The following is a 20684-nucleotide window of genomic DNA, read 5'->3' on the forward strand; positions in this document are numbered from 1 at the left end:
TTACACGTCGGCTGGGTGCGGGATGGCAAAAACGCGATTAATCGCGTCTTTCGATACCTTTAGCTCTGATCTTAATGAAGCGACTCAGCGTTAGTAGTGGAAGCGGCTAATTCTGCCAAGCGTTCCTGCTGGTCTTGAGAGATACAAGCCTGAATAATATGTTCCAGGTCGCCTTGCAGAACAGGGTTAAGGCTGTAGTTCTGATTCAGGCGGTGGTCGGTGACACGGTTATCTTTGTAATTGTAAGTGCGAATTTTTTCCGAACGGGAGCCGGTACCTACCTGAGAACGCCGCATGGAGGTAACAGCTTCCTGTTGTTCGCGCAGCTTCATTTCGTAAAGCTTGGCACGGAGGATTTGCATAGCGCGTTCTTTGTTTTGCAACTGACTTCGCTCTTCGGTACAGAAAATCCGAATCCCCGTCGGCTTGTGGAACAAGTCGGCAGCAGTTTCTACCTTGTTCACATTTTGACCGCCAGCACCGCCAGACCGAGCTGTACTCATTTCAATATCCTTCGGGTCAATGTGTATCTCTACATCATCCACCTCTGGCATCACCGCCACTGTTGCCGTTGAGGTGTGAACCCGTCCTCCAGCTTCCGTCACTGGCACCCGTTGTACCCGATGGACGCCAGCTTCAAACTTTAGCTGGCTGTAAACGTTGTCGCCCTGGATTTCCAAGATGGCTTCTTTAAAACCACCCGACTCTGCCCGCGACTCGCCCAGTAACTTAATCTTCCAGTTTTGAGTTTGGGCGTAGTACGAGTACATCCGCACCAAATCGCCCGCCCAGATACTCGCCTCATCTCCACCTGTGCCAGCACGAATTTCCAGCATGATGTTTTTGTCATCATTGGGATCGCGGGGCAAAAGTAAAATCTTGAGGCGTATTTCCAAATGCTCTAGCTTGCTTTCCAGTTCTTCCACTTCCAAGGCTGCCATTTCCTGCAACTCAGGATCGCTAGCAGATTCCTTATGTACGAGTTTTGCGCCCACCAAGTTTTGCTGAGTTGTTTTCCAACTTTCGTAGGTGTTGACAACTTCCTCCAATGAGGAACGAACCTTTGCCACCCGTTGATACTCATCTGGATTGGAGGCGGTATCTGGATCTGCCAGTCGGCGGGTTAACTCATTAAAGGTTTGCTCAACGGAATTTAATTTCTCCAGCAGGTATGTTTCAGCCATAGGAAATGCGATCGCTCCACAAAAACAGCAGGAAAGCTTATCATCAATAACTTCGACCCAACAGGTGGGTCGCGCTACGAGCAAGCCGACCCGCTACTTTTTGCCTTGGGAACCCGAATCATCACCTTGGGCTTGGTTGGTTTCCAACATTCCGTATTTCCGCAGGAAGCGCTCTACCCGACCTTCGGTGTCAATAATTTTCTGGGTTCCGGTGTAAAAGGGGTGGTTGCCCGACCAAACATCAACGTGAAGTTCTGGTTGTGTTGAGCCGACAGTCATTACCACTTCTCCGTTGCAGTAAACTTTTGCTTCTGGATACCACTGCGGATGAATTCCTTGTTTTGCCATGATTGCTCCTCGACTGGGTAATGTCCCTATACAAATTCTAGCTTTCCAGCATTAGCGAGTGCGAGGTCTGCCTCGCACCTACCATCGATAACCAACTCAAAAGCGATCGCTTCTTTATCGCTTCGAGTACTGCGGAGCCTTCCGGGCTTTGTGCAAGCCGTATTTCTTCCGCTCTTTAGCTCTGGGATCGCGGGTCAAATAACCTTCGCTTTTCAGCGGCTGGCGATTGTCCGGGTCGAGTTGGCACAAGGCTCTCGCCACTCCCAACCGAATCGAATCAGACTGTCCGGTTAATCCACCGCCGTGGGCTTTCACCAGAATGTCATACTCATTTTCCAGACCCAGGGTTTCCAGGGGGGCTTTTGCTGCTGACAGATAAGCCGCTTGGTAATTGAAGTAATTGTCTCCCGGTCGGTCATTAACAATCATCTGACCGCTTCCGGGAACCAAGCGAACCCTTGCTACGGAAGACTTGCGGCGACCTGTTCCCCAGTACACGACTCGACCACTTTGTTCTACTGCTTGCATTAACTTTCTCCTCCTGGAATTGTTTGAATTTTGATTTCCTGGGGTTTTTGAGATTCATGGGGATGGGATGGTCCCGGATAAACTTTCAGCTTGGTGAACAGTTGTTTCCCCAGAGAACTCTTGGGCAGCATCCCGCGCACGGCCTGTTCGATAATCCGCTCTGGGATACGGCCCTGTAGCTTGGCAAAGGTTTCAGTCTTCATTCCGCCCGGACGCCCCGAATGTCTCCGATAGAGCTTTTGAGTGCGTTTTTTGCCCGTGACTACTACTTTTTCGGCATTGACGACGATCACGAAATCGCCGGTATCCAGATGGGGCGTAAAGATGGGCTTGTTTTTGCCTCTTAGAATCATGGCAATTTCACTCGCCAGACGGCCCAGACGCTGCTCTGCGGCATCGACGACGTACCAATTGCGTTCTATGGAGTCTTGAGATGGGATGGGGGTTTTGTTCATGGTTCTTTTTATACGCTTCAAGGGGTGAGTCAAAAGTTGGTAAGTTGGAGCTTTGAATGTTGAAGAACCTTTTAACCTTCAACCTTCTCACCTTCAACCTTTCAACTTAGGCAATATTCGGCAGTGGTGACAGTCGGCAAGACCAACTTAGGCTGGGTGTCAAACCAGACTTCCGGGGGAAAGGGAAACTCCGGGTAGCCAACTCGCAACAGGCACAGACCTTGAGCGGGTGCAGAGTACTTCACTTCGTGACGGCGCTGGTTTACCCACAACTCGGTAAAGCTTTCTGGCGATCGCTCTTTCCTTCCCACCTGTACCAGTAATCCCACCAGCAGCCGCACCATGCCATACAAAAATCCGTTGGCTTGAATCTCAATATGAATAAATGAGCCGTCTCGGTAGCACTCTGCCGCCTGCACATCCACCCAGGAATGCGATCGCGCCGAATTCGCCCTGTGAAAAGCAGCTAGATGGTGGCTGCCTATCAAAGGGGTTAAAGCTGCCTGGATGCAAGATTCATCTAGCGGTGCATAATAATAATGCCAACTGAAGGGCTGCACAAACAAGTTTGGCTTGAGATCTGTATAGATCGTGTATCGATACCGACGCCAGTTCGCAGAAAACCGAGCGTGCCAGTTTGAACCCACAGCAGCTGAGGCTCGAATCAGAATATCATCGGGCAGATGAGAATTAAGAATCGCCGCCCACTTATCAGCCGGAATGGGACCCGTAGCCTCAAAATGTGCCACTTGTGCTGCTGCATGGACACCGCTATCGGTGCGCCCCGCACCGTGTAGAGTAACAGGTCGCTCCTGCACCTTGGACAGAACTGTTTCAATCTCTTCCTGCACGGTGCGCCCATTGGGTTGCCGCTGCCAGCCATGAAAATGAGTGCCCAGGTATTGGATTACCAGGGCAACTCGCTGGGTCGATAATGGCATGGCTTCTAACATGATGAGCTTTGAGTTGTGAGTTTTGAGTTCTAAATTCTCTCAGTCCTCACTTCAAACCAGCTCGATAATTGCCATTTCGGCATTATCACCCCGACGTGGCACGGTTCGCAGGATACGGGTGTATCCTCCGTTGCGTTCGCCATAACGGCTAGCGGCTTGCTCAAACAGGGCATGAACCAACTGTTTGTCATAAATGTAGCCCAAGGCTTGTCTGCGGGCTGACAGAGAGCCGTCCTTTGCCAGAGTAATCATTTTTTCCACTTCCGGGCGCAGCGCCTTGGCTCGCGTCTTGGTGGTAGTGATTCGACCCTGACGGATTAGTTCGGTTGCCAGCGACCTCAAAAGCGCTCGACGCTGGTCGGAGGGCTTACCCAGTTTTGGAATACGACGACAGTGACGCATAACGATTTTGAATTGCTAATTGGTAATTGGTAACTGCTAATTGGTACTCGGTGAAAAAGTAATTGGTAACAGGTAAATGATTCTACCTATTACCCATTACTCCTTACTTCAAGTTGTTTTCGCCGCCTTTTCGTGGGGCAGGGTAATTCCCAGTCGCCGCTGCAAGGCTTCGATGACTTCTTCTGCCGACTTTTGACCAAAGTTTTTAATCTCTAGCAGATCCTCTTGGCTGTAATCCAGCAAGTCGGCTACGGAGTTAATTTGCGCTCGCTTGAGACAGTTGTATGCCCTCACCGAAAGCTGCAATTCTTCGATTGGGATCTGGCTGGTAGGATCTTCATCATCGGTATAGTCTACCGTCATCGGATCGAGAGTGATATCTTTCAGAGGATTGAACAAATCCACCAAAATACTCGCCGCTTGAGAAAGTGCCTCTTGGGGACTGAGGCTGCCATTCGTCCAGATTTCCAGGATTAGTCGGTCTCTTTCCAAAGAACCGTCAATCCGGGCATCTTCAATGCTGTAGTTAACTTTATGCACCGGCATAAACACAGCGTCGATCTGGAGGAAGTCCAAAGCAGCAGTTTCGTCTCGTCCCCGGTCTACTGCGCGATATCCCTTGCCTCGTTCGATGCGAAATTCCATTTCCAGCCTAGCGTCGTCTGCTAGGGTGGCAACGTATTGATTAGGATCGACCACCTCAACTTCGGAGGGTAAATCAAATCGTCCGGCTGTCACTGTTGCTGGGCCTGTGACAGTTAATCGAGCAATTTGGGGATGGGAGGAATGACTTTTGAGTACAATGTCCTTCATGTTCAGTAGAATTTCTAGGACATCCTCCCGCACTCCCTCAACTGTGGCAAACTCATGATTAACCCCCGCAATCCGAACAGCTGTGACTGCTGTCCCTTCTAAGTTAGACAGTAGAACCCGCCTCAGCGCATTGCCAACGGTGGTGCCTTGACCGCGTTCTAGAGGTTCCAGGACAAATTTGCTATATTGGCTCCGATTATTCTCAGTTTTGGACTCTACACACTCAATTTGAAACTGCGCCACGGAGTGACCTCCCTTCTTCATAAAACCCCTGGAAAGAACGCTGAAAGCGCTTTCCTAGCATTGCCACTGCTGTCCCAATGCCAATTCAGCAGTTAGCTGTTTGCCACTTGCTGCTAATTACTAATTGCTTTGAGTGCGATCGCACTCAAAGCAATCCTAGACTCGACGTCGCTTGGGCGGACGACAGCCATTGTGGGGGATTGGCGTCACATCTCGAATTAAGGTAATTTCTAGCCCCGCCCCTTGCAGCGCTCGAATCGCGGTTTCTCGACCAGCTCCTGGACCGCTAACCATCACTTCAATCTGACGCATCCCCTGATCGGTCGCTCGGCGAGCCGCACTTTCAGCTGCGGTTTGCGCTGCAAAAGGAGTTCCTTTTTTCGCTCCTTTAAAGCCACTTGAGCCAGCTGAAGCCCAGGAAAGTACGTCCCCGTTCGTGTCGGAAATCGTGACAATCGTGTTGTTAAAAGTGGACTGGATGAAGGCTACGCCATTGGGTACGTTGCGTTTTTGTTTTTTTGGACCCGTTTTTTTTGTTGGTTGTCGCGCCATGTGGATCTAGTTGACAGTAGTTATAATGGGTTGGCTGAATTGCTTGGTCAAGTTTGCCTTTAGCAAACGAAATTCGAGCCTCTGCTTTTAGCTTTTCAGCTAACAGAAGAAGGTTATTTCGGTCCTGGTGCCTTTCTCTTACCTGCGACTGTGAGACGCCTGCCGCGACGGGTTCGGGCATTTGTACGGGTTCGTTGACCCCGAACTGGCAAGCCCATCCGATGACGCCGACCCCGGTAGGTGCCAATGTCAATCAGGCGCTTGATGTTCATTGCCTCCCAGCGTCTGAGATCCCCTTCAATTTGATAGTTGCTTTCCACTGCTTCGCGCAGGGCAGCTACGTCCGAATCACTTAAGTCTTTTACTCTTGTGTCTGGATTAACTTTGGATGCTGCCAAAATTTCTTTGGAGCGCGAGAGTCCAATTCCATAGATGTAAGTCAGACCAATTTCTACGCGCTTATCGCGAGGAAGGTCTACCCCAGCAATCCGTGCCACGCTTGTTGTCTCCCTAGTCTTGCTTTTAGTGCTATAAACTTGTCCTGAGGATCGGGCCTTCGTTAACCTTGGCGTTGCTTGTGTTTTGGGTTAGAACAAATCACCATGACTCGACCGCGCCGCCGAATGACGCGGCATTTTTCACAAATTTTTCGGACTGATGCTCGAACTTTCATGCCTATTTTGGCTACATTGCAAGCTCTACATTATATCACTTTTTAAGTGGATTTTAAAGTTCATCTGCTTGACGAATTTTTTAATAAGACAAGCTTTTTAAGAGGAGCGAATCGCTTTTTTTCGCCACTACTTTTTGTTACGCAGCCGATAAGTAATTCTGCCTTTGGTTAGGTCGTATGGGGTGAGTTCCACTTTGACGCGATCGCCCGGTAGAATCTTGATGTAATTCCGGCGGATTTTCCCGGAAATATGGGCTAATACATTAAACCCATTGTCTAAATCGACCCGAAACATTGCATTAGGCAGGGATTCTGTTACCGTGCCTTCCATTTCAATTAAATCTTGTTTAGCCAAGTTATCCTTTTCCTCAATTCTTCAGCTTGCCTATTGTCATTCACGGATCATGCCCCTGACTGACAGTCAAGGTCTTATTAACATATTTTATCAAAAATTCACTTCATCCGGTTTGGGGTCAGTCCCAGCCGCCAGCCTGGGAAGTGGATTGGCAACGAACTGACCCCAAACATCTGGGCGATCGCACCCGCTCCTGTCAAGAATGAACAACTTGTTTGAGTGCGGAAGTAACTTCTTCTAGGGAGCGATCGCCATCAACTGAAACCAACTGTTGGCGTTGCTCGTAGAAATCAATTAACGGAGCCGTTTGGTTGCGATAAACTTCCAAACGACGACGAATGACTTCTTCCGTATCATCCGTTCGTCCGTCCTTGCGCCCTCGTTCCAGCATCCGCTCCACCAACACTTCGTCCGGAACTTCCAGGTTGAGAACGCTATCGGAGACTTGGTCTAATTCCTGCAACAATTCATCCAGGAACGTCGCCTGAGAGACGGTACGCGGGAAACCATCTAGAATCCAACCGGGTTGGGCATCCGTTTGGCTAAGGCGATCGCGCACCAGATCCAATATCAAAGCATCGGGAACCAACTCACCCCGATCCATATAAGACTTAGCCTTCAAACCAAGTTCGGTTCCGGCAGCCTTGGCATTTCGCAAGATGTCACCCGTGGAAATGTGAGGAATTTCCAGCTCTTGAGCGAGGATATGTGCCTGAGTTCCCTTCCCCGCCCCTGGCGGCCCCAAAAAAATCAATCGCGTCACTACTGCTTCACCATTCCTTCATAGCGCTGGGAAATGACATACGTTTGGATTTGCTTGGCTGTATCAATTGCCACGCCCACCAGAATCAGCAAAGAAGTAGCTCCCAGCCCTTGAAAAGTCGTAATGCCAGTGGCTCTTTCCACAATTGTTGGCACGATTGCCACTAATCCCAAAAAGATAGCGCCTAAGAAAGTTAGCCGATTCAAAACCCCTTCCACATAATCGCTAGTAGCCCGACCCGGACGAATGCCAGGGATGCTGGCTCCCATCTTTTTCAGGTTCTGTGACAAATCCACGGGATTGACAATCAAAGATGCGTAAAAGTAGCTGAAAAACAGAATCAAGATCAGATAAACGACCTCATAAACTCCGGGCGTCTGACTATTGGGATTTAGAGCATTCGCAACTTGATTCAGAACTTGATGGAGTTGCACCAAAAACGGGTTGTTGCCAGGATTTTGAGTAATCTGAGCTAGGAAACCTGGGAAAATCAAGACGGAAGACGCAAAAATGATCGGCATAACGCCACCCTGGTTCAGCCGCAAGGGCAGGTAGCTCGTCCTTTCCCGGTAGAGTCGTTTACCCACCTGTCGGCGTGCCGAAATAATCGGAATCCGCCTGGTTCCCTCCTGCACAAAAACAATTCCCAGGATCATGACTAGGAAAACTAATAGCAGAATGATCACCGGTCCCACATTGCGATTGTCAACCTGGGCGTAATTAATGGTTTGCCCAAGCGACCTGGGTAGAACTGCAACAATATTGATAAAGATCAACAAAGAAGCACCGTTACCAACCCCCCGCTCGGTAATCAGCTCTGACACCCACATCACAAACATCGAACCAGCTGTTAGAGCGAGTGCAGTCTCCGCAATGAACAGAGGTCCTCGAACGTTCGTTGCATAGCGTTCAAGCCATACCGCAATGAAGCTAGTTTGAATCAAAGCCCCCCCCAGCGCTACATAGCGAGTAACCTGAGAGATTTTTCGCCTTCCAGCTTCTCCTTCATCCTTCTGCAATTTCTCCAAAGCAGGGATAGCGGCTGTTAGCAGTTGGATAATGATGGAGGCATTGATATAGGGCAAAATCCCCAAAGCAAAAATCCCTAAGGCGGTAATGCCGCCCCCAGAGAAGATGTCCAGAAATCCAATTAATTGGTTATTTTGAATATCTTGAGCAAACCTAGTCCGATCAATTCCCGGTACTGGCAAAAAGATGCCAATGCGAACTAAAATTAGCAAGCCGATGGTGAGAAGCAGCCGACCTCTAAGACCGGCTGCTTGAGCCATCTGTGCAAAGGTTTCCTGAGCAGTTGGGCTTTTGTCTCGACTAACGACCATGAAGGGGTACCTCAACGATGAGCAAGAGACGCTGGCATACAATGTGCTTAACCCTTACGGGCACGGGCAGCAACGATTTCACAACTGCCACCAGCGGCTTCAATCTTGCTGCGAGCCGAGCCAGTGAAAGCAGCTGCTTTTACGTTCAGAGCCACATTCAGTTCCCCGTCACCGAGTATTTTCAGCGAACCTTGATTGGCGGTGATAATACCAGACTCCATCAATGAGTCCAGAGTCACTTCCGTGTTAGCAGGGAGTGATGCCAGCTTACTTACGTTGATCGTAGTGTACTGTTTACGATTAATGACCGTAAAGTGCTTTAACTTAGGCAGGCGTCGGTACAGTGGCATTTGTCCGCCTTCAAATCCGGGTCGTGTGCCCCGCCCCGATCTCGATTTTTGACCGCGCATACCAAAGCCACCGCTGGCACCTTGACCAGCCGCTATGCCTCGTCCAATGCGTCGGCGGCGCTTCTTTGAGCCTTTTTTAGGGACTGCATCTTCTAATCTCATTCGCTTGACCTAGAGGATTGACGACTTAATTTTTTTGAGAAAGCTTTTAGCTATTAGCTGTTAGTCTTTTGCCTTTTGTCTAAGATATTAAAGTTGCCTTTAAACTGAGAACCACTAATAGCTAATCGCTGATGGCTAAATTTAGGCGTAGAGGTTTTCGATAGGAATCCCGCGTTCTTCAGCCACTTCGGAAAATGTCCGCAAGGTGGAAAGAGCGTTGACGGCGGCTCTAGCATTGTTCAAGGGGTTATTAGAACCCAGTTGCTTTGCTAAGATGTTACGGACACCAGCTAACTCCAGCACAGTGCGTACAGCACCACCGGCAATAACACCAGTTCCTGGGGCGGCGGGTCGCATCATCACTTGGGCACCACCCCCGGCTCCGTTGACCGGATGGGGGATAGAATTTGCCTTGGTCAAGGGGATGTCAATCAAGTGCTTTTTGCCATCGGCAACGCCTTTGCGAACAGCTCCAATTACATCACTTGCTTTGCCAACACCAACGCCAACTTGACCGCGCTCATTGCCAATAACAACGATGGCGCGGAAGCTGAGTTTTTTACCGCCTTTGACGACCTTACTAACACGACGGATCTGGATCACCCGTTCTTGAAAGGTGATTTCTTTTTCCCGACGCGCAGAACTTTTCCGACGCTCTTTTGCCATAGTTTTATCCTGAACCTTGAGAGTGAAAGTAAAAACTAAAAATGTAAAAAGGCAAAAGAAAGAGAAATCAAAGGTAGAAATATATAGATAAAAACTTCTTTCTTTTTACTTTTGCCTTTTGCATACTTGTCTTTAGAAATCCAACCCAGCTTCGCGAGCCGCGTCTGCGAGTGCTTTGATTCGACCGTGGTAAAGGTTGCCGCCTCGGTCAAAGACAACCTTTGAAATGCCTTGAGCGATCGCTCGCTGAGCAATTAGCTTGCCCACCTCAACAGAGGCGGCACAGGTAGCTCCTGTTGTTAACTGTGATTTCAGATCCGCCTCCAAAGTTGAGGCACAGGCAAGAGTGCGTTGTTGAGTGTCGTCAATTACCTGGACATAAATGTGCTGATTAGATCGAAAGACAGCTAACCGAGGACGCTCACCACTGCCATTTACCTTACGACGCACCCGGTAGTGCCGACGTTGGATTAATTCTTTACGAGTTAGCTTCATCTTTACTTCTTACCTGCCTTTCCAGCTTTACGTCTTACCACTTCACCCGCATAGCGGATGCCTTTACCCTTGTAGACTTCCGGTGGACGGACAGCACGGATTCGAGCGGCAATGTTTCCTACGATTTCTTTATCAATGCCGCTTACAACCACATTCGTGTTGTTTTCCACAGCCATTTGAATACCGTCGGGAGGTTCAATCTGAACTGGATGGCTGTAACCCACGTTCAGAATCAGATTGCGACCTTGAACTGCGGCACGATAACCGACTCCCTGGATTTCTAGACGACGCTGAAATCCTTGGGAAACTCCATCGACCATGTTGGCAACCAGGGTACGAGAAAGACCGTGACGCTGACGAGCTGCACGAGATTCATCCCGCCGCTTGACCAGGATCGTTTCTCCCTCCTGCTCTACACTTACCTCAGATGGCAGAACCCTGGAGAGTTCTCCTTTAGGTCCTTTAACTGCAACATATTGCCCTTCGATCGAAATTTGTACCTTAGCGGGAATATTAATAGGGCGTTTGCCAATACGAGACATGACTTAATCCTCCTAATCAATTAGCCGTTAGCCGTTAGCTGTTAGCTTTTGGTCTATCGGTGAGTCCCAAAGTCTGTGCTTTTCTAGGTTTTTGAAACCTACCAGCCAATCGAGCTAATAGCTATTAGCTTATCTACCAGATGTAGCAAAGCACTTCCCCACCTACACCCTGACGCCGCGCTTCTCGGTCAGTCATAATCCCGCTGGAGGTAGAAATGATTGCAATTCCGATACCGCCCAGCACACGGGGTAGTTCTTTGCGGTTAGAGTAGACCCGCAGACCAGGTTTGCTGACCCGCTTCAAGGTATTAATAATCGGTTGACGGTTTTTGCCTTTGTACTTTAGAGAAATTAGCAAGTGTTGCTTGATCCCTTCGCCAACTTCTTCAAATTCAGCAATAAAGCCTTCATCCCTGAGGACTTTGGCAATACTGCGAGTCATCTTTGTTGCTGGTATTTCTGTTGTTTGGTGCCGCGCCAGATTCGCATTCCGAATGCGAGTTAGCATATCTGAAATTGTGTCGTTTGCCGCCATTATTCCCTCCTTATTTTGACTGCCTCATTGATCCCTGAAAGGCATTCCCATTTCTTTTAGCAAGGCGCGGCCTTCTTCGTCGGTATTTGCTGTAGTGATGATGGAAATGTCCATGCCCCGAATTTGGTCGATGCTGTCGTATTCTATTTCGGGAAATATCAGCTGTTCTCTAATGCCTAAGCTGTAATTTCCCCGACCATCAAAGCTTTTGGGACTGATGCCGCGAAAGTCCCGAATCCGTGGCAACGACAGGTTAATTAATCGGTCGAGAAAGGCATACATCCGATCCGCTCGCAGAGTCACCATCACGCCTACTGGCATACCTTGGCGAAGTTTAAATCCAGCGATCGCCTTTTTCGCCCGCGTCACCACTGGTTTTTGACCAGTGATTTTGGCAATTTCAGTCAGGGAAGATTCCAGCGCTTTGGCGTTGGTAGAAGCCTCCCCTAGACCTCGATTAACCGTGACCTTTATGACTTTGGGTACCTGATGGGTATTCGTGTAATTAAACTGAGTCATCAGTTTAGGAACGATCGTCTCTTGGTACAGCGTTTTCAGTTTTTGTGTCATTGTTTTTTCCTTAATACCCCTGGGCTTGGTCAGGGAAAATAGCAGTTAGTAATTAGCAATTTGCTATAACTAACAACTATTTAGTCAATAATTTCACCAGTTTTTTTGAGCATCCGCACCTTGCGTCCTTCTTCATTCAAGGTATAGCAAATGCGGCTGGCAATCTTTTGTTGAGCCGAATAAAGCATCACGTTAGAGCTGTGGATCGGTGCCTCTATCGTGACAATTTGACCGGATTCGCCTTCTTGCTGAGGTTTAACATGCTTGGTTTTGATGTTGATGCCTTTGACAATTACCCGGCTTTCCTGGGGAAGTGTCCGCAAGATTTCCCCAACTTTGCCTTTATCACGACCGGCAATCACTTGTACTGTGTCGCCTTTTTTGACGTGCATTTTATAGCGCTGGGGAAGCTTCATCCCGTTTCTTTTAGACTGTTTTGCGGCCATTAGAGTACCTCCGGAGCTAGGGAAACAATTTTGGTGAAGTTTTTGTCGCGCAGTTCGCGTGCCACTGGCCCAAAAACGCGCGTTCCCCTAGGGTTGCCATCTGCGTTGATGATCACGGCGGCGTTATCATCGAAGCGAATACTCATACCGCTGTCCCGGCGCATATTTTTTCGGGTACGGACAATCACGGCTCGCACAACATCTGACTTTTTAACTGCCATGTTGGGAATGGCGTCTTTGACGACAGCAATGATTACATCGCCAACGCCGCCATAGCGTCGGCTACTAGCACCTAAGACGCGGATGCACATCAATTTGCGAGCGCCGCTGTTGTCTGCGACATTAAGGTAGGATTGGGGCTGAATCATAGTTCTTAGCTTCGGATGCGTGAGTTTTGAATAATAGTTTTGAGTTGTAAGTTTTGAGTTTTGAACAAGAGAAAGAACTTAAGATGTTCGGTTTTATTTCCGGAATTCTTTACTTGGATTTTTCACTCAGAACTTGTTACCGGCGGGTTTACTTGATTAAATATCGGTATAAAATCGAAAATTTCGATTAACCCGCCTTTACAAACTCAAAACTCATAACTTTACTTATTGAGCCTCACGATTGAGAATTTCAGCGACTGTCCATCGTTTGGTGCGACTCAGAGGTCGCGTTTCCAAAATTCGGACGCGATCGCCTACCTTGCACTGATTCTCTTCATCGTGAGCTTTGTAACGCTTTGTACGCACTACAATTTTTCCGTATTTCGGGTGGGGCGAGCGGTTCTCGATGGCGACCACTACGGTCTTTTGCATCTTGTCGCTGACGACCAAGCCAACTCGTTCTTTAACTGCCATTGGGGTCTACTCCTCGGATGTTGCATCTGGTTGTGGCTTTTGAGCCTTTGCAGCCCGTTGCCGCTCCCCTTCTACGGTTAGGAGCTGACCTAAACGATGCTTCGTATGCTTGAACTGGTGTGACTTTTCCAGGCGTCGAGTTGCCTGTTGCAGTCGTAAATCAAATAGCTGACGCTTGAGAGCTAAAATTTCTTCAGCCAGTTCTCGTTCGCCTAAATTTCTGGCTTCTTCTATCTTGGGCAGAGCCATAACTCACACAGTCCCTTCTTCTTCACGAGTGATGAACTTCGTCTTAATTGGCAGCTTGTGGGAAGCTAGACGCATCGCCTCCCTGGCGGTTTCTTCCGGAACCCCGGCAATCTCAAACAAGATCCGTCCGGGCTTCACGACAGCCACCCAAAATTCCGGCGAGCCTTTACCAGAACCCATACGGGTTTCAGCAGGACGCATTGTTACTGGTTTGTCGGGGAAGATCCGAATCCAGATTTTGCCACCCCGACGGATGTAGCGGGTCATGGCTCGGCGGCTGGCTTCAATTTGACGGGAGGTAATCCAAGCCGGTTCTGTGGACTGGAGGCCAAAGTCACCAAAGTTTAGGCTATTGCCCCGAGTCGCCAAGCCGTTCATCCGCCCGCGCTGCTGTTTGCGAAATTTTGTTCTTCTGGGACTTAACATGACTTGGTAATTGGTAATTGATAATTGGTAATTAGTAATTGGTAATTGGTAATTGGGCGTTTTCTTTTTGATTACCCATTACCGATTACCGATTACCTATCAACCTATTCATTAGAGCGGTCTTCAAATTGCTGACGGCGGCGCTGTTGACGACGCTTGGGCTGAGCGTTGTTAGGAGCCGGAATTTCTTCCTGACCTGGAATCACTTCGCCTTTGAAGATCCAAACTTTAACGCCAAGAATGCCGTAAATGGTTTTGGCGGTGCGGTAAGCGTAGTCAATGTTGGCGCGAAGGGTATGCAGAGGCACTCGACCTTCCCGCGTCCACTCGGTTCGGGCAATTTCCGCCCCATTTAACCGTCCGCTGACTTGTACTTTAATTCCCTGGACTTCAGCGCGTTGGGCACGTTGAATCGCCTGACGCACGACCCGCCGGAAGGAAACTCGTCGCTCTAGCTGTTGGGCAATATACTCAGCAATCAGTCCGGCGTCGGCATCTACCCGTGCCACTTCGATCACGTTGATCCGAATTTGACGATTGCCACCGCCTAAAGCTTCTTGAAGATCGCCGCGTAATACTTCAATGCCAGTACCACCGCGACCTACCACAACACCCGGTCGAGCGGTGTGGATTTCTAAGTCAATTTGATCGGCTTTGCGCTCAATCCGCACTTGAGAGATGCCAGCGTTACTGAGTTTTTTCTCCACGACCTGCCGAATGGTGTAGTCTTCTTGCAGGAGTTCTGGGTAGCGCTTAGCATCCGCAAACCAACGGGAGCGATGTTCTTGGGTAATCCCCAGCCGAAAACCAATTGGATGAATTTTCTGTCCCACGAATGCGTCCTCTTAAATCAGCTAATTGCTAATTGCTAATTGTTCAAAAGCTTGTTTGTGACAATTAGCGCTTAGCCAAAGTAGTGTTATTCATCTGCCGCTGCTTGGGCAACGGCTACGGTGATATGACACGTTGGCTTGCGAATTTGATATGCGCGACCTTGAGCGCGGGGTCTAAAGCGCTTTAAGGTTGATCCTTGGTCAGCATAAGCCTGAGAAACTACCAATTTTGTTGGGTCTAAACCGGCGTTATGTTCGGCATTAGCGGCTGCTGAGCGTAATACCTTGCGGACTGGATCGCAAGCCCGATAGGGCATAAATTCCAGAACGATCAGGGCTTCCCGGTAGGATCGTCCCCGAATTTGGTCGAGAACCCGGCGCACCTTGTGGGGAGACATCCGGATGTATCGCGCGATCGCTTTCACTTCTTCTGTAGTATCAACTGCCATAGATTTCTCCCTTTTAATAATTTTGAATTTGGAATTCTGAATAATCTCAAAATCCAAACTTCAAAATTACCTCTTTGCCTTGGAATCTTTCGAGTGTCCCCGGAATGTGCGAGTTGGAGCGAATTCTCCCAACTTATGCCCTACCATTTGCTCGTTGACGTAAACTGGCACGTGAGTCCGCCCGTTATGAACCGCGATGGTGTGACCCACCATTTGCGGCAATACAGTTGAAGCACGAGACCAAGTTTTAATAACCTGCTTATCGCCCCTAGCATTCAAATTTTCAATCTTTTTCAGCAAATGATCCGCAACAAAAGGACCTTTTTTAAGAGAACGACCCATAGTTCAAATAACCCCAATTACTTTTGGATTTTTGGATTTTGGATTTTGGATTTTGGACTTATTGCTAATCTAAAATCCAAAATCTAAATCCTAGGACTCCCGACCGCCCCGACCTCGCTTGGAAGCTTTGCGACGACGCCGGACAATTAATTTATTGCTTGGCTTGTTTGGCTTACGGGTCTTGGCACCTAAAGTGGGCTTGCCCCAAGGTGTTACTGGTCCACTTCTACCAATCGGTGCCCGTCCCTCACCACCACCGTGGGGGTGATCGACTGGGTTCATGACGCTGCCTCTTACTTTCGGACGGCGTCCTTTCCAGCGATTGCGACCAGCTTTACCGGCGCTCAAGTTTCGATGCTCAACATTGCCGACTTGTCCGATGGTAGCGTAGCACTCGCGGCGGATCATGCGGACTTCACCGGAGGGCAGCTTGATGGTGACATAGTCGCCTTCTTTAGCGACCACTTGTGCAGTGGCACCAGCAGCGCGAACAATTTGCCCACCTCGTCCAGCAGTCAGTTCTACGTTGTGAACGGCAGTTCCCAAAGGAATCTTGCTTAAAGGTAACGCATTGCCAATTTCAATTGGGGCGTCTGGTCCAGCGGTGATAACTGTACCCACGGTTAAGCCGACTGGGTGAAGAATATACCGCTTTTCTCCATCCCGGTAATAAACCAGGGCAATCCGGGCATTGCGATTGGGATCGTACTCAATGGTTGCCACTTTGGCCGGGATATTGCGCTTGTCGCGCCGAAAATCAATCTCCCGGTAAAGCTGTTTATGACCGCCACCCCGACGGCGGCTGGTAATTACCCCACGATTGTTTCGACCTTTGGGGCGATGTTTTGTGTAGGTTAGTGACTTTTCCGGCTCACTCCGCGTAACTTCGGCAAAGTCCGAAATGGTAACTTGACGAGTACTGGGAGTATAAGGCCGATAAGAACGGGTGCCCATAACTTAAAAAAGAGGTTTGAAGGTTGAAGGTTGTAGACGCTTGTAGGGCGGCTTTCCGTTGAGTGAAGTTGAAATTTGTTGAAATTTTTAATTTCAACTTGTCAACTTTCCAACTTATTAAACTTCTGGGAAAAGGGTAATGGTATCTCCGCTTGCCAGAGTTACGATTGCTCGCTTGTACTGAGGCTTAAACCCTGCAAATTTGCCGACGCGACGCTTTTTGCGCGGTAGACGAAGGGTATTCACGCTCACAACCTTTACTTTAAACAGTTCTTCAATTGCTGCTTTAATTTCTGGCTTGGTTGCTTTGGGAACGACTTCAAAGACATACTTGTTCTGCTCCATCAGCAGAGTTGCCTTCTCAGTTACAATTGGTCGATACACCAAATCCGCAAGTTCGCGGGGGTTATACTCACTCACTGTAAACCTCCTGAATTTTGACAAGGGCGGATGGCGTCGTCACAATTTTGTCAGCTGCCAGCAGGTCAAAGATATTCAACTGGGTGGCAGGGATGATCTTCATCTTGGCAACATTCCGCGCTGACAAATAAACGTTTTCTTCACGTTCGGATAAGATCAGCAGGACTTTAGAGTCTGGTTCGACGCCCCAACGTGCGATCGCTTCTACCAATTCTTTAGTCTTAGGCCGAGGCAACTTGTCAGCAAATTCCTCCACCACAATCATGTCCTCGGATCGGCTAAAGAAGGCGGTTCTCAGCGCTAAACGCCGTTCCTTCCGATTCATCTTAGTGTCATAGTCTCTTGGCTTAGGACCAAAGATGACACCGCCGCCTCGCCACAGTGGTGAACGAATCGACCCAGCACGAGCGCGACCAGTCCCTTTTTGACGCCAAGGTTTACGACCTCCCCCTCTAACTTCCGCGCGGGTTTTGGTGCTGGCAGTGCCTTGACGAGCATTCGCCTGTTGCCTTACCAAGGCTCGGTGGACAATATGAGCTGCATTCTCTTCTTTGGCAACCTTTAATTCTAGAGTTGCCTGTCCGACCTCTTCCCCGTCCCAGTTTCGTACTACACAGTTAACCATATCCGTTGTCCTTTGTTCGTTGCTAATTGCTAATTGCTAATTGAAGGATTGCTAAGTATCAAAAGCTATTAGCGATTAGCCAGCCTGACCTTAGAAAATGACTACTTTCGACCTACTATCTTGGCAGGAACAATATTAACCAGCGCCCCTGGTTTACCAGGAATCGCTCCCTTGATCAGCAGTAAATTGCGTTCTGAGTCTACCCGCACTACTGTCAATTTGCGAATGGTAACGCGCGTGCCGCCTAAACGACCTGCCATCCGCTTACCGGGATAAACACGTCCCGGTGTGGTTCCAGCACCCGTCGAACCGGGTTGACGGTGGTTTTTGGAACCGTGGGACATGGGCCCCCGCCTAAAGTTGTGGCGTTTTTGATAACCGGCGAAGCCTTTTCCGATGCTGGTGCCGATCACGTCCACAATTTGACCAGCAGTAAAAATATCTGGTTTGAGTTGTTGACCTAGCTCAAACTCTCCCACATTCTCGAAGCGATACTCCCGCAGTTTCCGCAAAGGAGGAGCGCTTGATTTTGCCAAGTGACCCAATTCTGGCTTGTTCAAAGCCTTAGGTTTGACTTCTTTATAACCAAGTTGGACGGCAGTGTAGCCATCTGTTTCTTTGGTTTTAATTTGCGTAACGGTGCATGGCCCTGCTTGAATGACCGTCACAGGAATCGCTTTTCCTGCTTTGTCAAATATTTGGGTCATGCCGAGTTTGGTGCCGAGGATACCAACAGACACGGCTTTCTGGTCTCTCCTTTTTACACAGTACAAAGAGGCGGGATTACGAGTGTTTCGTAAATCCGCTTGCTCCAACAAACGTTGTTATCAAACCAGCCAGCTGTGGCGCATCCTCGGATTGAGAGAGGCAAGCTTTCAAGTCAGCCTAATTTAGGCTTTTTCTTTAGCTGGTATGAAGCTATTCGACGGTCGGGTAAGCGCTAGAAGCGCGTTGCCTATATTCGCGGGGACTTAGATGGCAAGCCATCCAGTATCCCGAGAAGGCGAAAGGGCTTTTTCCGGCTTAGAAGAGTTCTTCTCAAGAAGCCTTCTAGATGCGATCGCTAATTCTGAAATCGATGTCGCGGTACGCTTGACGCTCGCTGGGGGCACTGAACTCTTGTGAGAAAGACTCAATAGTTTTTCACTTGGAAGTCGTGCTGTCCCTGGACTCGATTTCAACTTCAGCGGTAATAGCTGCTCGAATTTTGACCACAATCGTTTACTATAAACGATTTGTTACAACTTGTCTAGCGATTGTTCCAAAAAAAATTTAGTCTGCTGGATCGTATGCCTCGCTTGAAGTGCAACTCCAGATCCAGAAGACGACTGTCCGGTTAACGGATAGAAAGGAAGAAGGCGATCGCTAACCCGACGACCGGCATTTAGGTCGGTTATAGCATTTCACGATTTGTCTGCACAGTATTTGTAAACACAGTATTACAATGGCTACACATCCCCCGAAGCCCAGAGGACTACAAGAGATTGCAGATAGTTGAAAGCAGGCTTTCAACCATAGATTCAGCCGTTCAACGTCACCTGTTTGAGTTTTACTTTTCCGACTTGCGGTATAAAGTGCTGTGAGGGAGAAGCCTGTTCGCTTATTTTGAGTCGATGTTGAGTCAAATAAAGTTAAATCTTTACTAGCTCTAAGTAGCAGTTGCACCTCCACAAAAAGCGCGATCGCTCAAGCAGTTCAACCGATCGATTGCCTGTAAGCCTATATTCAAAAGAGCCTCAAAACTCAACACTGTCCTGAAAAAGTGCAACCCTCCTCAGTAGAATCACCAAAGATTTTGTTGCACATCGCTCTTCGCTCAAAGTTGATAGGTTCCTCAGCGTCCAACTATAATAAATTGCCAGCGGCAATTAACAAAACTTAAAGCTGGGTAGAACATAAAAATATGGCACTGATCACCATCGGCAATCAATTCGTCAAAGACTTGGAAAAGTCAGGTGCTTTAGGAATGTATGTACCCTTAGAAGGAGGGTTTGAGGGGCGTTACCAGCGGCGGTTGCGTGCAGCTGGCTATACCACTTTAAGCATCACAGCACGGGGACTCGGCGACGTAGCAACGTATTTAACGAGCGTACACGGCGTTCGTCCCGCGCATTTGGGTAAGAAAGACATTCGCGTTTACTACGTGCCACCTATCGTGACCTATCAGTTGGAACAACTGCCTCCCAAATCGAAGGGACTGGTGCTGTGGATGATTGAAGGACACGTATTGTCGCGTGAGGAAGTGGAATATTTAACCACGTTGCCAAATATAGAGCCACGCCTAAAAATTGCTGTAGAAATGGGAGGCGATCGCGCTTTCCGCTGGACACCGCTTAAAAACGCGATCGCTGCCGCTTAAAATCAGCGTCAGTCAATCCAATCTCAGCGTCACACCCAAGCACTGGTGCGGCGCTCATTCATGCCGAGCCAAAACGAGCTGGAACGTCTGAATGGTTAAGCTTTGTGACCCACCAGCTCCTTTAACTCGGCTAGAGGATTTTGATACCTTTAAAGAAGCAAGCGAATCAGGCAAACTCTTATGGTAGAAAACCGCGACTATACGTTAATTATTGACAAAAGCGGCAGTATGTCGATTACAGACCAACCAGGTGGGAAAAGTCGCTGGGTAATGATGCAGGAATCTACTCTCGCCTTAGCCAGTAAATGTGAAGAATTTGATCCGGATGGCATCACTATTTACCTATTTTCCGGTCGATTTAAACGGTATGACAATGTAAACGCCAGTAAAGTCGCACAGATTTTCCGCGAAAACGAACCGTCTGGACGCACTGACTTAGCAGCAGTCCTTCTAGATGCGACGAATAACTACTTTCAGCGTAAAGCAGCGAGACAAACCAAGACAAATGGAGATACCATTTTGGTCGTCACGGATGGGGAACCGGATGACCGGAAAGCGGTAATGAAGGTAATTATTGAAGCGTCTCGCCGCATGGATAGAGATGAAGAACTGGCGATTTCCTTTATTCAAGTTGGCACAGACGCACAGGCAACGAAATTTCTCAAAGTGCTAGATGATGAACTGCAAAGTGCTGGGGCAAAGTTTGATATTTGCGACACAGTCACGATGGATGACATGGAGGACATGACCCTGACGGAAGTGTTGATCAATGCCATTATTGACTAAGGTTAAAGTCTAATTTGGGATTTG

General features: G+C 48.7%; 33 protein-coding genes. 2 read left to right on the forward strand and 31 right to left on the reverse strand.

The genetic code is table 11. The features are described from left to right. Positions 1 to 71: 71 nt before the first annotated feature. From prfA to rplC, 31 genes are all read right to left on the reverse strand, one after another. Complete coding sequence (gene prfA, locus ACFW2W_RS04280; RefSeq protein WP_378173791.1) at positions 72 to 1184, reverse strand: peptide chain release factor 1; 1113 nt, start codon at positions 1182 to 1184, stop codon at positions 72 to 74. 93 nt (positions 1185 to 1277) lie between these two features. Continuing rightward, positions 1278 to 1532, reverse strand: coding sequence for a 50S ribosomal protein L31 (gene rpmE, locus ACFW2W_RS04285; protein WP_378173793.1), 255 nt, complete (start codon positions 1530 to 1532; stop codon positions 1278 to 1280). A gap of 114 nt (positions 1533 to 1646) precedes the next feature. After that, positions 1647 to 2060, reverse strand: coding sequence for a 30S ribosomal protein S9 (gene rpsI, locus ACFW2W_RS04290; RefSeq protein WP_378173796.1), 414 nt, complete (start codon positions 2058 to 2060; stop codon positions 1647 to 1649). Beyond that, complete coding sequence (gene rplM / locus ACFW2W_RS04295; RefSeq protein ID WP_378173799.1) at positions 2060 to 2515, reverse strand: 50S ribosomal protein L13; 456 nt, start codon at positions 2513 to 2515, stop codon at positions 2060 to 2062. The genes rpsI and rplM overlap by 1 nt, the downstream gene beginning before the upstream one ends. Positions 2516 to 2616: 101 nt before the next feature. Then, a complete protein-coding gene (truA, locus tag ACFW2W_RS04300; protein WP_378173802.1) occupies positions 2617 to 3468 on the reverse strand; it encodes a tRNA pseudouridine(38-40) synthase TruA in 852 nt (283 codons plus the stop codon). Between the two features lie 51 nt (positions 3469 to 3519). Further along, positions 3520 to 3870 (reverse strand): 50S ribosomal protein L17, encoded by a 351-nt coding sequence (rplQ, locus tag ACFW2W_RS04305; RefSeq protein ID WP_378173805.1) that lies wholly within the window; start codon positions 3868 to 3870, stop codon positions 3520 to 3522. A gap of 108 nt (positions 3871 to 3978) precedes the next feature. After that, positions 3979 to 4947, reverse strand: coding sequence for a DNA-directed RNA polymerase subunit alpha (locus ACFW2W_RS04310; RefSeq protein WP_378173808.1), 969 nt, complete (start codon positions 4945 to 4947; stop codon positions 3979 to 3981). A gap of 135 nt (positions 4948 to 5082) precedes the next feature. Further along, complete coding sequence (rpsK, locus tag ACFW2W_RS04315) at positions 5083 to 5478, reverse strand: 30S ribosomal protein S11 (protein ID WP_190411878.1); 396 nt, start codon at positions 5476 to 5478, stop codon at positions 5083 to 5085. 113 nt (positions 5479 to 5591) lie between these two features. Continuing rightward, complete coding sequence (gene rpsM / locus ACFW2W_RS04320; RefSeq protein ID WP_190411879.1) at positions 5592 to 5975, reverse strand: 30S ribosomal protein S13; 384 nt, start codon at positions 5973 to 5975, stop codon at positions 5592 to 5594. 62 nt (positions 5976 to 6037) lie between these two features. Then, a complete protein-coding gene (gene rpmJ / locus ACFW2W_RS04325) occupies positions 6038 to 6151 on the reverse strand; it encodes a 50S ribosomal protein L36 (protein WP_071782548.1) in 114 nt (37 codons plus the stop codon). Positions 6152 to 6278: 127 nt separating this feature from the next. Next, the gene (gene infA, locus ACFW2W_RS04330; RefSeq protein ID WP_015203280.1) at positions 6279 to 6506 is read right to left on the reverse strand and encodes a translation initiation factor IF-1; all 228 of its coding nucleotides are present in this window, start codon (positions 6504 to 6506) and stop codon (positions 6279 to 6281) included. 196 nt (positions 6507 to 6702) lie between these two features. Continuing rightward, complete coding sequence (locus ACFW2W_RS04335; RefSeq protein ID WP_378173813.1) at positions 6703 to 7269, reverse strand: adenylate kinase; 567 nt, start codon at positions 7267 to 7269, stop codon at positions 6703 to 6705. Then, positions 7269 to 8609, reverse strand: coding sequence for a preprotein translocase subunit SecY (gene secY / locus ACFW2W_RS04340; RefSeq protein ID WP_378173817.1), 1341 nt, complete (start codon positions 8607 to 8609; stop codon positions 7269 to 7271). The genes ACFW2W_RS04335 and secY overlap by 1 nt, the downstream gene beginning before the upstream one ends. A 47-nt stretch (positions 8610 to 8656) precedes the next feature. Further along, positions 8657 to 9121 (reverse strand): 50S ribosomal protein L15, encoded by a 465-nt coding sequence (gene rplO / locus ACFW2W_RS04345; RefSeq protein WP_378173820.1) that lies wholly within the window; start codon positions 9119 to 9121, stop codon positions 8657 to 8659. 141 nt (positions 9122 to 9262) lie between these two features. Further along, a complete protein-coding gene (gene rpsE, locus ACFW2W_RS04350; RefSeq protein ID WP_378173823.1) occupies positions 9263 to 9787 on the reverse strand; it encodes a 30S ribosomal protein S5 in 525 nt (174 codons plus the stop codon). 132 nt (positions 9788 to 9919) lie between these two features. Further along, entirely contained in the window at positions 9920 to 10282 is a 363-nt protein-coding gene (gene rplR / locus ACFW2W_RS04355; RefSeq protein ID WP_378173826.1) for a 50S ribosomal protein L18, read from the reverse strand. 2 nt (positions 10283 to 10284) lie between these two features. Then, positions 10285 to 10824, reverse strand: coding sequence for a 50S ribosomal protein L6 (gene rplF, locus ACFW2W_RS04360; protein WP_378173829.1), 540 nt, complete (start codon positions 10822 to 10824; stop codon positions 10285 to 10287). Between the two features lie 133 nt (positions 10825 to 10957). Next, positions 10958 to 11359, reverse strand: coding sequence for a 30S ribosomal protein S8 (gene rpsH, locus ACFW2W_RS04365; protein ID WP_378173831.1), 402 nt, complete (start codon positions 11357 to 11359; stop codon positions 10958 to 10960). A gap of 24 nt (positions 11360 to 11383) precedes the next feature. Then, on the reverse strand, positions 11384 to 11929 hold the full coding sequence (gene rplE, locus ACFW2W_RS04370; RefSeq protein WP_378173833.1) for a 50S ribosomal protein L5: 546 nt from the start codon (positions 11927 to 11929) through the stop codon (positions 11384 to 11386). Positions 11930 to 12009: 80 nt separating this feature from the next. Then, a complete protein-coding gene (gene rplX / locus ACFW2W_RS04375; RefSeq protein WP_378174069.1) occupies positions 12010 to 12345 on the reverse strand; it encodes a 50S ribosomal protein L24 in 336 nt (111 codons plus the stop codon). 29 nt (positions 12346 to 12374) lie between these two features. Then, positions 12375 to 12743 carry a 50S ribosomal protein L14 gene (gene rplN, locus ACFW2W_RS04380; RefSeq protein WP_378173835.1) on the reverse strand — a complete coding sequence of 123 codons (369 nt, stop codon included), beginning with the start codon at positions 12741 to 12743 and terminating at the stop codon, positions 12375 to 12377. Between the two features lie 225 nt (positions 12744 to 12968). Continuing rightward, positions 12969 to 13217: a 30S ribosomal protein S17 gene (gene rpsQ / locus ACFW2W_RS04385; RefSeq protein WP_378173837.1), complete on the reverse strand. Its 249-nt coding sequence runs from the start codon at positions 13215 to 13217 to the stop codon at positions 12969 to 12971. Positions 13218 to 13223: 6 nt separating this feature from the next. After that, a complete protein-coding gene (rpmC, locus tag ACFW2W_RS04390; RefSeq protein WP_378173839.1) occupies positions 13224 to 13466 on the reverse strand; it encodes a 50S ribosomal protein L29 in 243 nt (80 codons plus the stop codon). Positions 13467 to 13469: 3 nt separating this feature from the next. Then, complete coding sequence (rplP, locus tag ACFW2W_RS04395) at positions 13470 to 13892, reverse strand: 50S ribosomal protein L16 (protein ID WP_378173841.1); 423 nt, start codon at positions 13890 to 13892, stop codon at positions 13470 to 13472. Between the two features lie 104 nt (positions 13893 to 13996). Next, positions 13997 to 14725 (reverse strand): 30S ribosomal protein S3, encoded by a 729-nt coding sequence (gene rpsC, locus ACFW2W_RS04400; protein WP_378173844.1) that lies wholly within the window; start codon positions 14723 to 14725, stop codon positions 13997 to 13999. A gap of 86 nt (positions 14726 to 14811) precedes the next feature. Next, positions 14812 to 15174 carry a 50S ribosomal protein L22 gene (gene rplV / locus ACFW2W_RS04405; RefSeq protein ID WP_378173847.1) on the reverse strand — a complete coding sequence of 121 codons (363 nt, stop codon included), beginning with the start codon at positions 15172 to 15174 and terminating at the stop codon, positions 14812 to 14814. A gap of 66 nt (positions 15175 to 15240) precedes the next feature. Next, positions 15241 to 15516 carry a 30S ribosomal protein S19 gene (gene rpsS, locus ACFW2W_RS04410; protein WP_378173850.1) on the reverse strand — a complete coding sequence of 92 codons (276 nt, stop codon included), beginning with the start codon at positions 15514 to 15516 and terminating at the stop codon, positions 15241 to 15243. Between the two features lie 90 nt (positions 15517 to 15606). Continuing rightward, positions 15607 to 16470, reverse strand: a complete 864-nt coding sequence (gene rplB / locus ACFW2W_RS04415; RefSeq protein ID WP_378173853.1) for a 50S ribosomal protein L2 — start codon at positions 16468 to 16470, stop codon at positions 15607 to 15609. A gap of 117 nt (positions 16471 to 16587) precedes the next feature. Then, the gene (locus ACFW2W_RS04420; protein ID WP_378173856.1) at positions 16588 to 16890 is read right to left on the reverse strand and encodes a 50S ribosomal protein L23; all 303 of its coding nucleotides are present in this window, start codon (positions 16888 to 16890) and stop codon (positions 16588 to 16590) included. Next, positions 16883 to 17515: a 50S ribosomal protein L4 gene (gene rplD / locus ACFW2W_RS04425; RefSeq protein ID WP_378173858.1), complete on the reverse strand. Its 633-nt coding sequence runs from the start codon at positions 17513 to 17515 to the stop codon at positions 16883 to 16885. The genes ACFW2W_RS04420 and rplD overlap by 8 nt, the downstream gene beginning before the upstream one ends. Positions 17516 to 17616: 101 nt before the next feature. Then, entirely contained in the window at positions 17617 to 18255 is a 639-nt protein-coding gene (gene rplC, locus ACFW2W_RS04430; RefSeq protein WP_378173860.1) for a 50S ribosomal protein L3, read from the reverse strand. A gap of 1163 nt (positions 18256 to 19418) precedes the next feature. Here rplC and ACFW2W_RS04435 point away from each other — a divergent pair. Both ACFW2W_RS04435 and ACFW2W_RS04440 read left to right on the forward strand, forming a co-directional pair. Continuing rightward, a complete protein-coding gene (locus tag ACFW2W_RS04435; protein WP_378173863.1) occupies positions 19419 to 19874 on the forward strand; it encodes an NAD(P)H-quinone oxidoreductase subunit N in 456 nt (151 codons plus the stop codon). Between the two features lie 180 nt (positions 19875 to 20054). Continuing rightward, positions 20055 to 20660: a vWA domain-containing protein gene (locus ACFW2W_RS04440; RefSeq protein WP_378173866.1), complete on the forward strand. Its 606-nt coding sequence runs from the start codon at positions 20055 to 20057 to the stop codon at positions 20658 to 20660. The last annotated feature ends 24 nt before the right edge of the window (positions 20661 to 20684 follow it).

This window comes from Coleofasciculus sp. H7-2 (assembly GCF_042747725.1).
Classification (GTDB): domain Bacteria; phylum Cyanobacteriota; class Cyanobacteriia; order Cyanobacteriales; family FACHB-T130; genus FACHB-T130.

Excerpts from the sequence above, each read along its gene's own strand:
- rplM (WP_378173799.1), bottom strand. The coding sequence starts at position 2,515 with ATGAACAAAACCCCCATCCCATCTCAAGACTCCATAGAACGCAATTGG.
- ACFW2W_RS04310 (WP_378173808.1), bottom strand. The coding sequence starts at position 4,947 with ATGAAGAAGGGAGGTCACTCCGTGGCGCAGTTTCAAATTGAGTGTGTA.
- rplD (WP_378173858.1), bottom strand. The coding sequence starts at position 17,515 with ATGGTTAACTGTGTAGTACGAAACTGGGACGGGGAAGAGGTCGGACAG.
- rpsS (WP_378173850.1), bottom strand. The coding sequence starts at position 15,516 with ATGGGTCGTTCTCTTAAAAAAGGTCCTTTTGTTGCGGATCATTTGCTG.
- rplP (WP_378173841.1), bottom strand. The coding sequence starts at position 13,892 with ATGTTAAGTCCCAGAAGAACAAAATTTCGCAAACAGCAGCGCGGGCGG.
- rplR (WP_378173826.1), bottom strand. The coding sequence starts at position 10,282 with ATGAAGCTAACTCGTAAAGAATTAATCCAACGTCGGCACTACCGGGTG.
- secY (WP_378173817.1), bottom strand. The coding sequence starts at position 8,609 with ATGGTCGTTAGTCGAGACAAAAGCCCAACTGCTCAGGAAACCTTTGCA.
- truA (WP_378173802.1), bottom strand. The coding sequence starts at position 3,468 with ATGTTAGAAGCCATGCCATTATCGACCCAGCGAGTTGCCCTGGTAATC.
- rplB (WP_378173853.1), bottom strand. The coding sequence starts at position 16,470 with ATGGGCACCCGTTCTTATCGGCCTTATACTCCCAGTACTCGTCAAGTT.
- rpmJ (WP_071782548.1), bottom strand. The coding sequence starts at position 6,151 with ATGAAAGTTCGAGCATCAGTCCGAAAAATTTGTGAAAAATGCCGCGTC.
- rpsK (WP_190411878.1), bottom strand. The coding sequence starts at position 5,478 with ATGGCGCGACAACCAACAAAAAAAACGGGTCCAAAAAAACAAAAACGC.
- rpsE (WP_378173823.1), bottom strand. The coding sequence starts at position 9,787 with ATGGCAAAAGAGCGTCGGAAAAGTTCTGCGCGTCGGGAAAAAGAAATC.
- prfA (WP_378173791.1), bottom strand. The coding sequence starts at position 1,184 with ATGGCTGAAACATACCTGCTGGAGAAATTAAATTCCGTTGAGCAAACC.
- rplQ (WP_378173805.1), bottom strand. The coding sequence starts at position 3,870 with ATGCGTCACTGTCGTCGTATTCCAAAACTGGGTAAGCCCTCCGACCAG.
- rplE (WP_378173833.1), bottom strand. The coding sequence starts at position 11,929 with ATGACACAAAAACTGAAAACGCTGTACCAAGAGACGATCGTTCCTAAA.
- rpsH (WP_378173831.1), bottom strand. The coding sequence starts at position 11,359 with ATGGCGGCAAACGACACAATTTCAGATATGCTAACTCGCATTCGGAAT.
- ACFW2W_RS04440 (WP_378173866.1), top strand. The coding sequence starts at position 20,055 with ATGGTAGAAAACCGCGACTATACGTTAATTATTGACAAAAGCGGCAGT.
- rplO (WP_378173820.1), bottom strand. The coding sequence starts at position 9,121 with ATGAGATTAGAAGATGCAGTCCCTAAAAAAGGCTCAAAGAAGCGCCGC.
- rplF (WP_378173829.1), bottom strand. The coding sequence starts at position 10,824 with ATGTCTCGTATTGGCAAACGCCCTATTAATATTCCCGCTAAGGTACAA.
- rpsQ (WP_378173837.1), bottom strand. The coding sequence starts at position 13,217 with ATGGCAGTTAAAGAACGAGTTGGCTTGGTCGTCAGCGACAAGATGCAA.
- rplX (WP_378174069.1), bottom strand. The coding sequence starts at position 12,345 with ATGAAGCTTCCCCAGCGCTATAAAATGCACGTCAAAAAAGGCGACACA.
- rpmC (WP_378173839.1), bottom strand. The coding sequence starts at position 13,466 with ATGGCTCTGCCCAAGATAGAAGAAGCCAGAAATTTAGGCGAACGAGAA.
- rplN (WP_378173835.1), bottom strand. The coding sequence starts at position 12,743 with ATGATTCAGCCCCAATCCTACCTTAATGTCGCAGACAACAGCGGCGCT.
- rplV (WP_378173847.1), bottom strand. The coding sequence starts at position 15,174 with ATGGCAGTTGATACTACAGAAGAAGTGAAAGCGATCGCGCGATACATC.
- rpmE (WP_378173793.1), bottom strand. The coding sequence starts at position 1,532 with ATGGCAAAACAAGGAATTCATCCGCAGTGGTATCCAGAAGCAAAAGTT.
- ACFW2W_RS04435 (WP_378173863.1), top strand. The coding sequence starts at position 19,419 with ATGGCACTGATCACCATCGGCAATCAATTCGTCAAAGACTTGGAAAAG.
- rpsI (WP_378173796.1), bottom strand. The coding sequence starts at position 2,060 with ATGCAAGCAGTAGAACAAAGTGGTCGAGTCGTGTACTGGGGAACAGGT.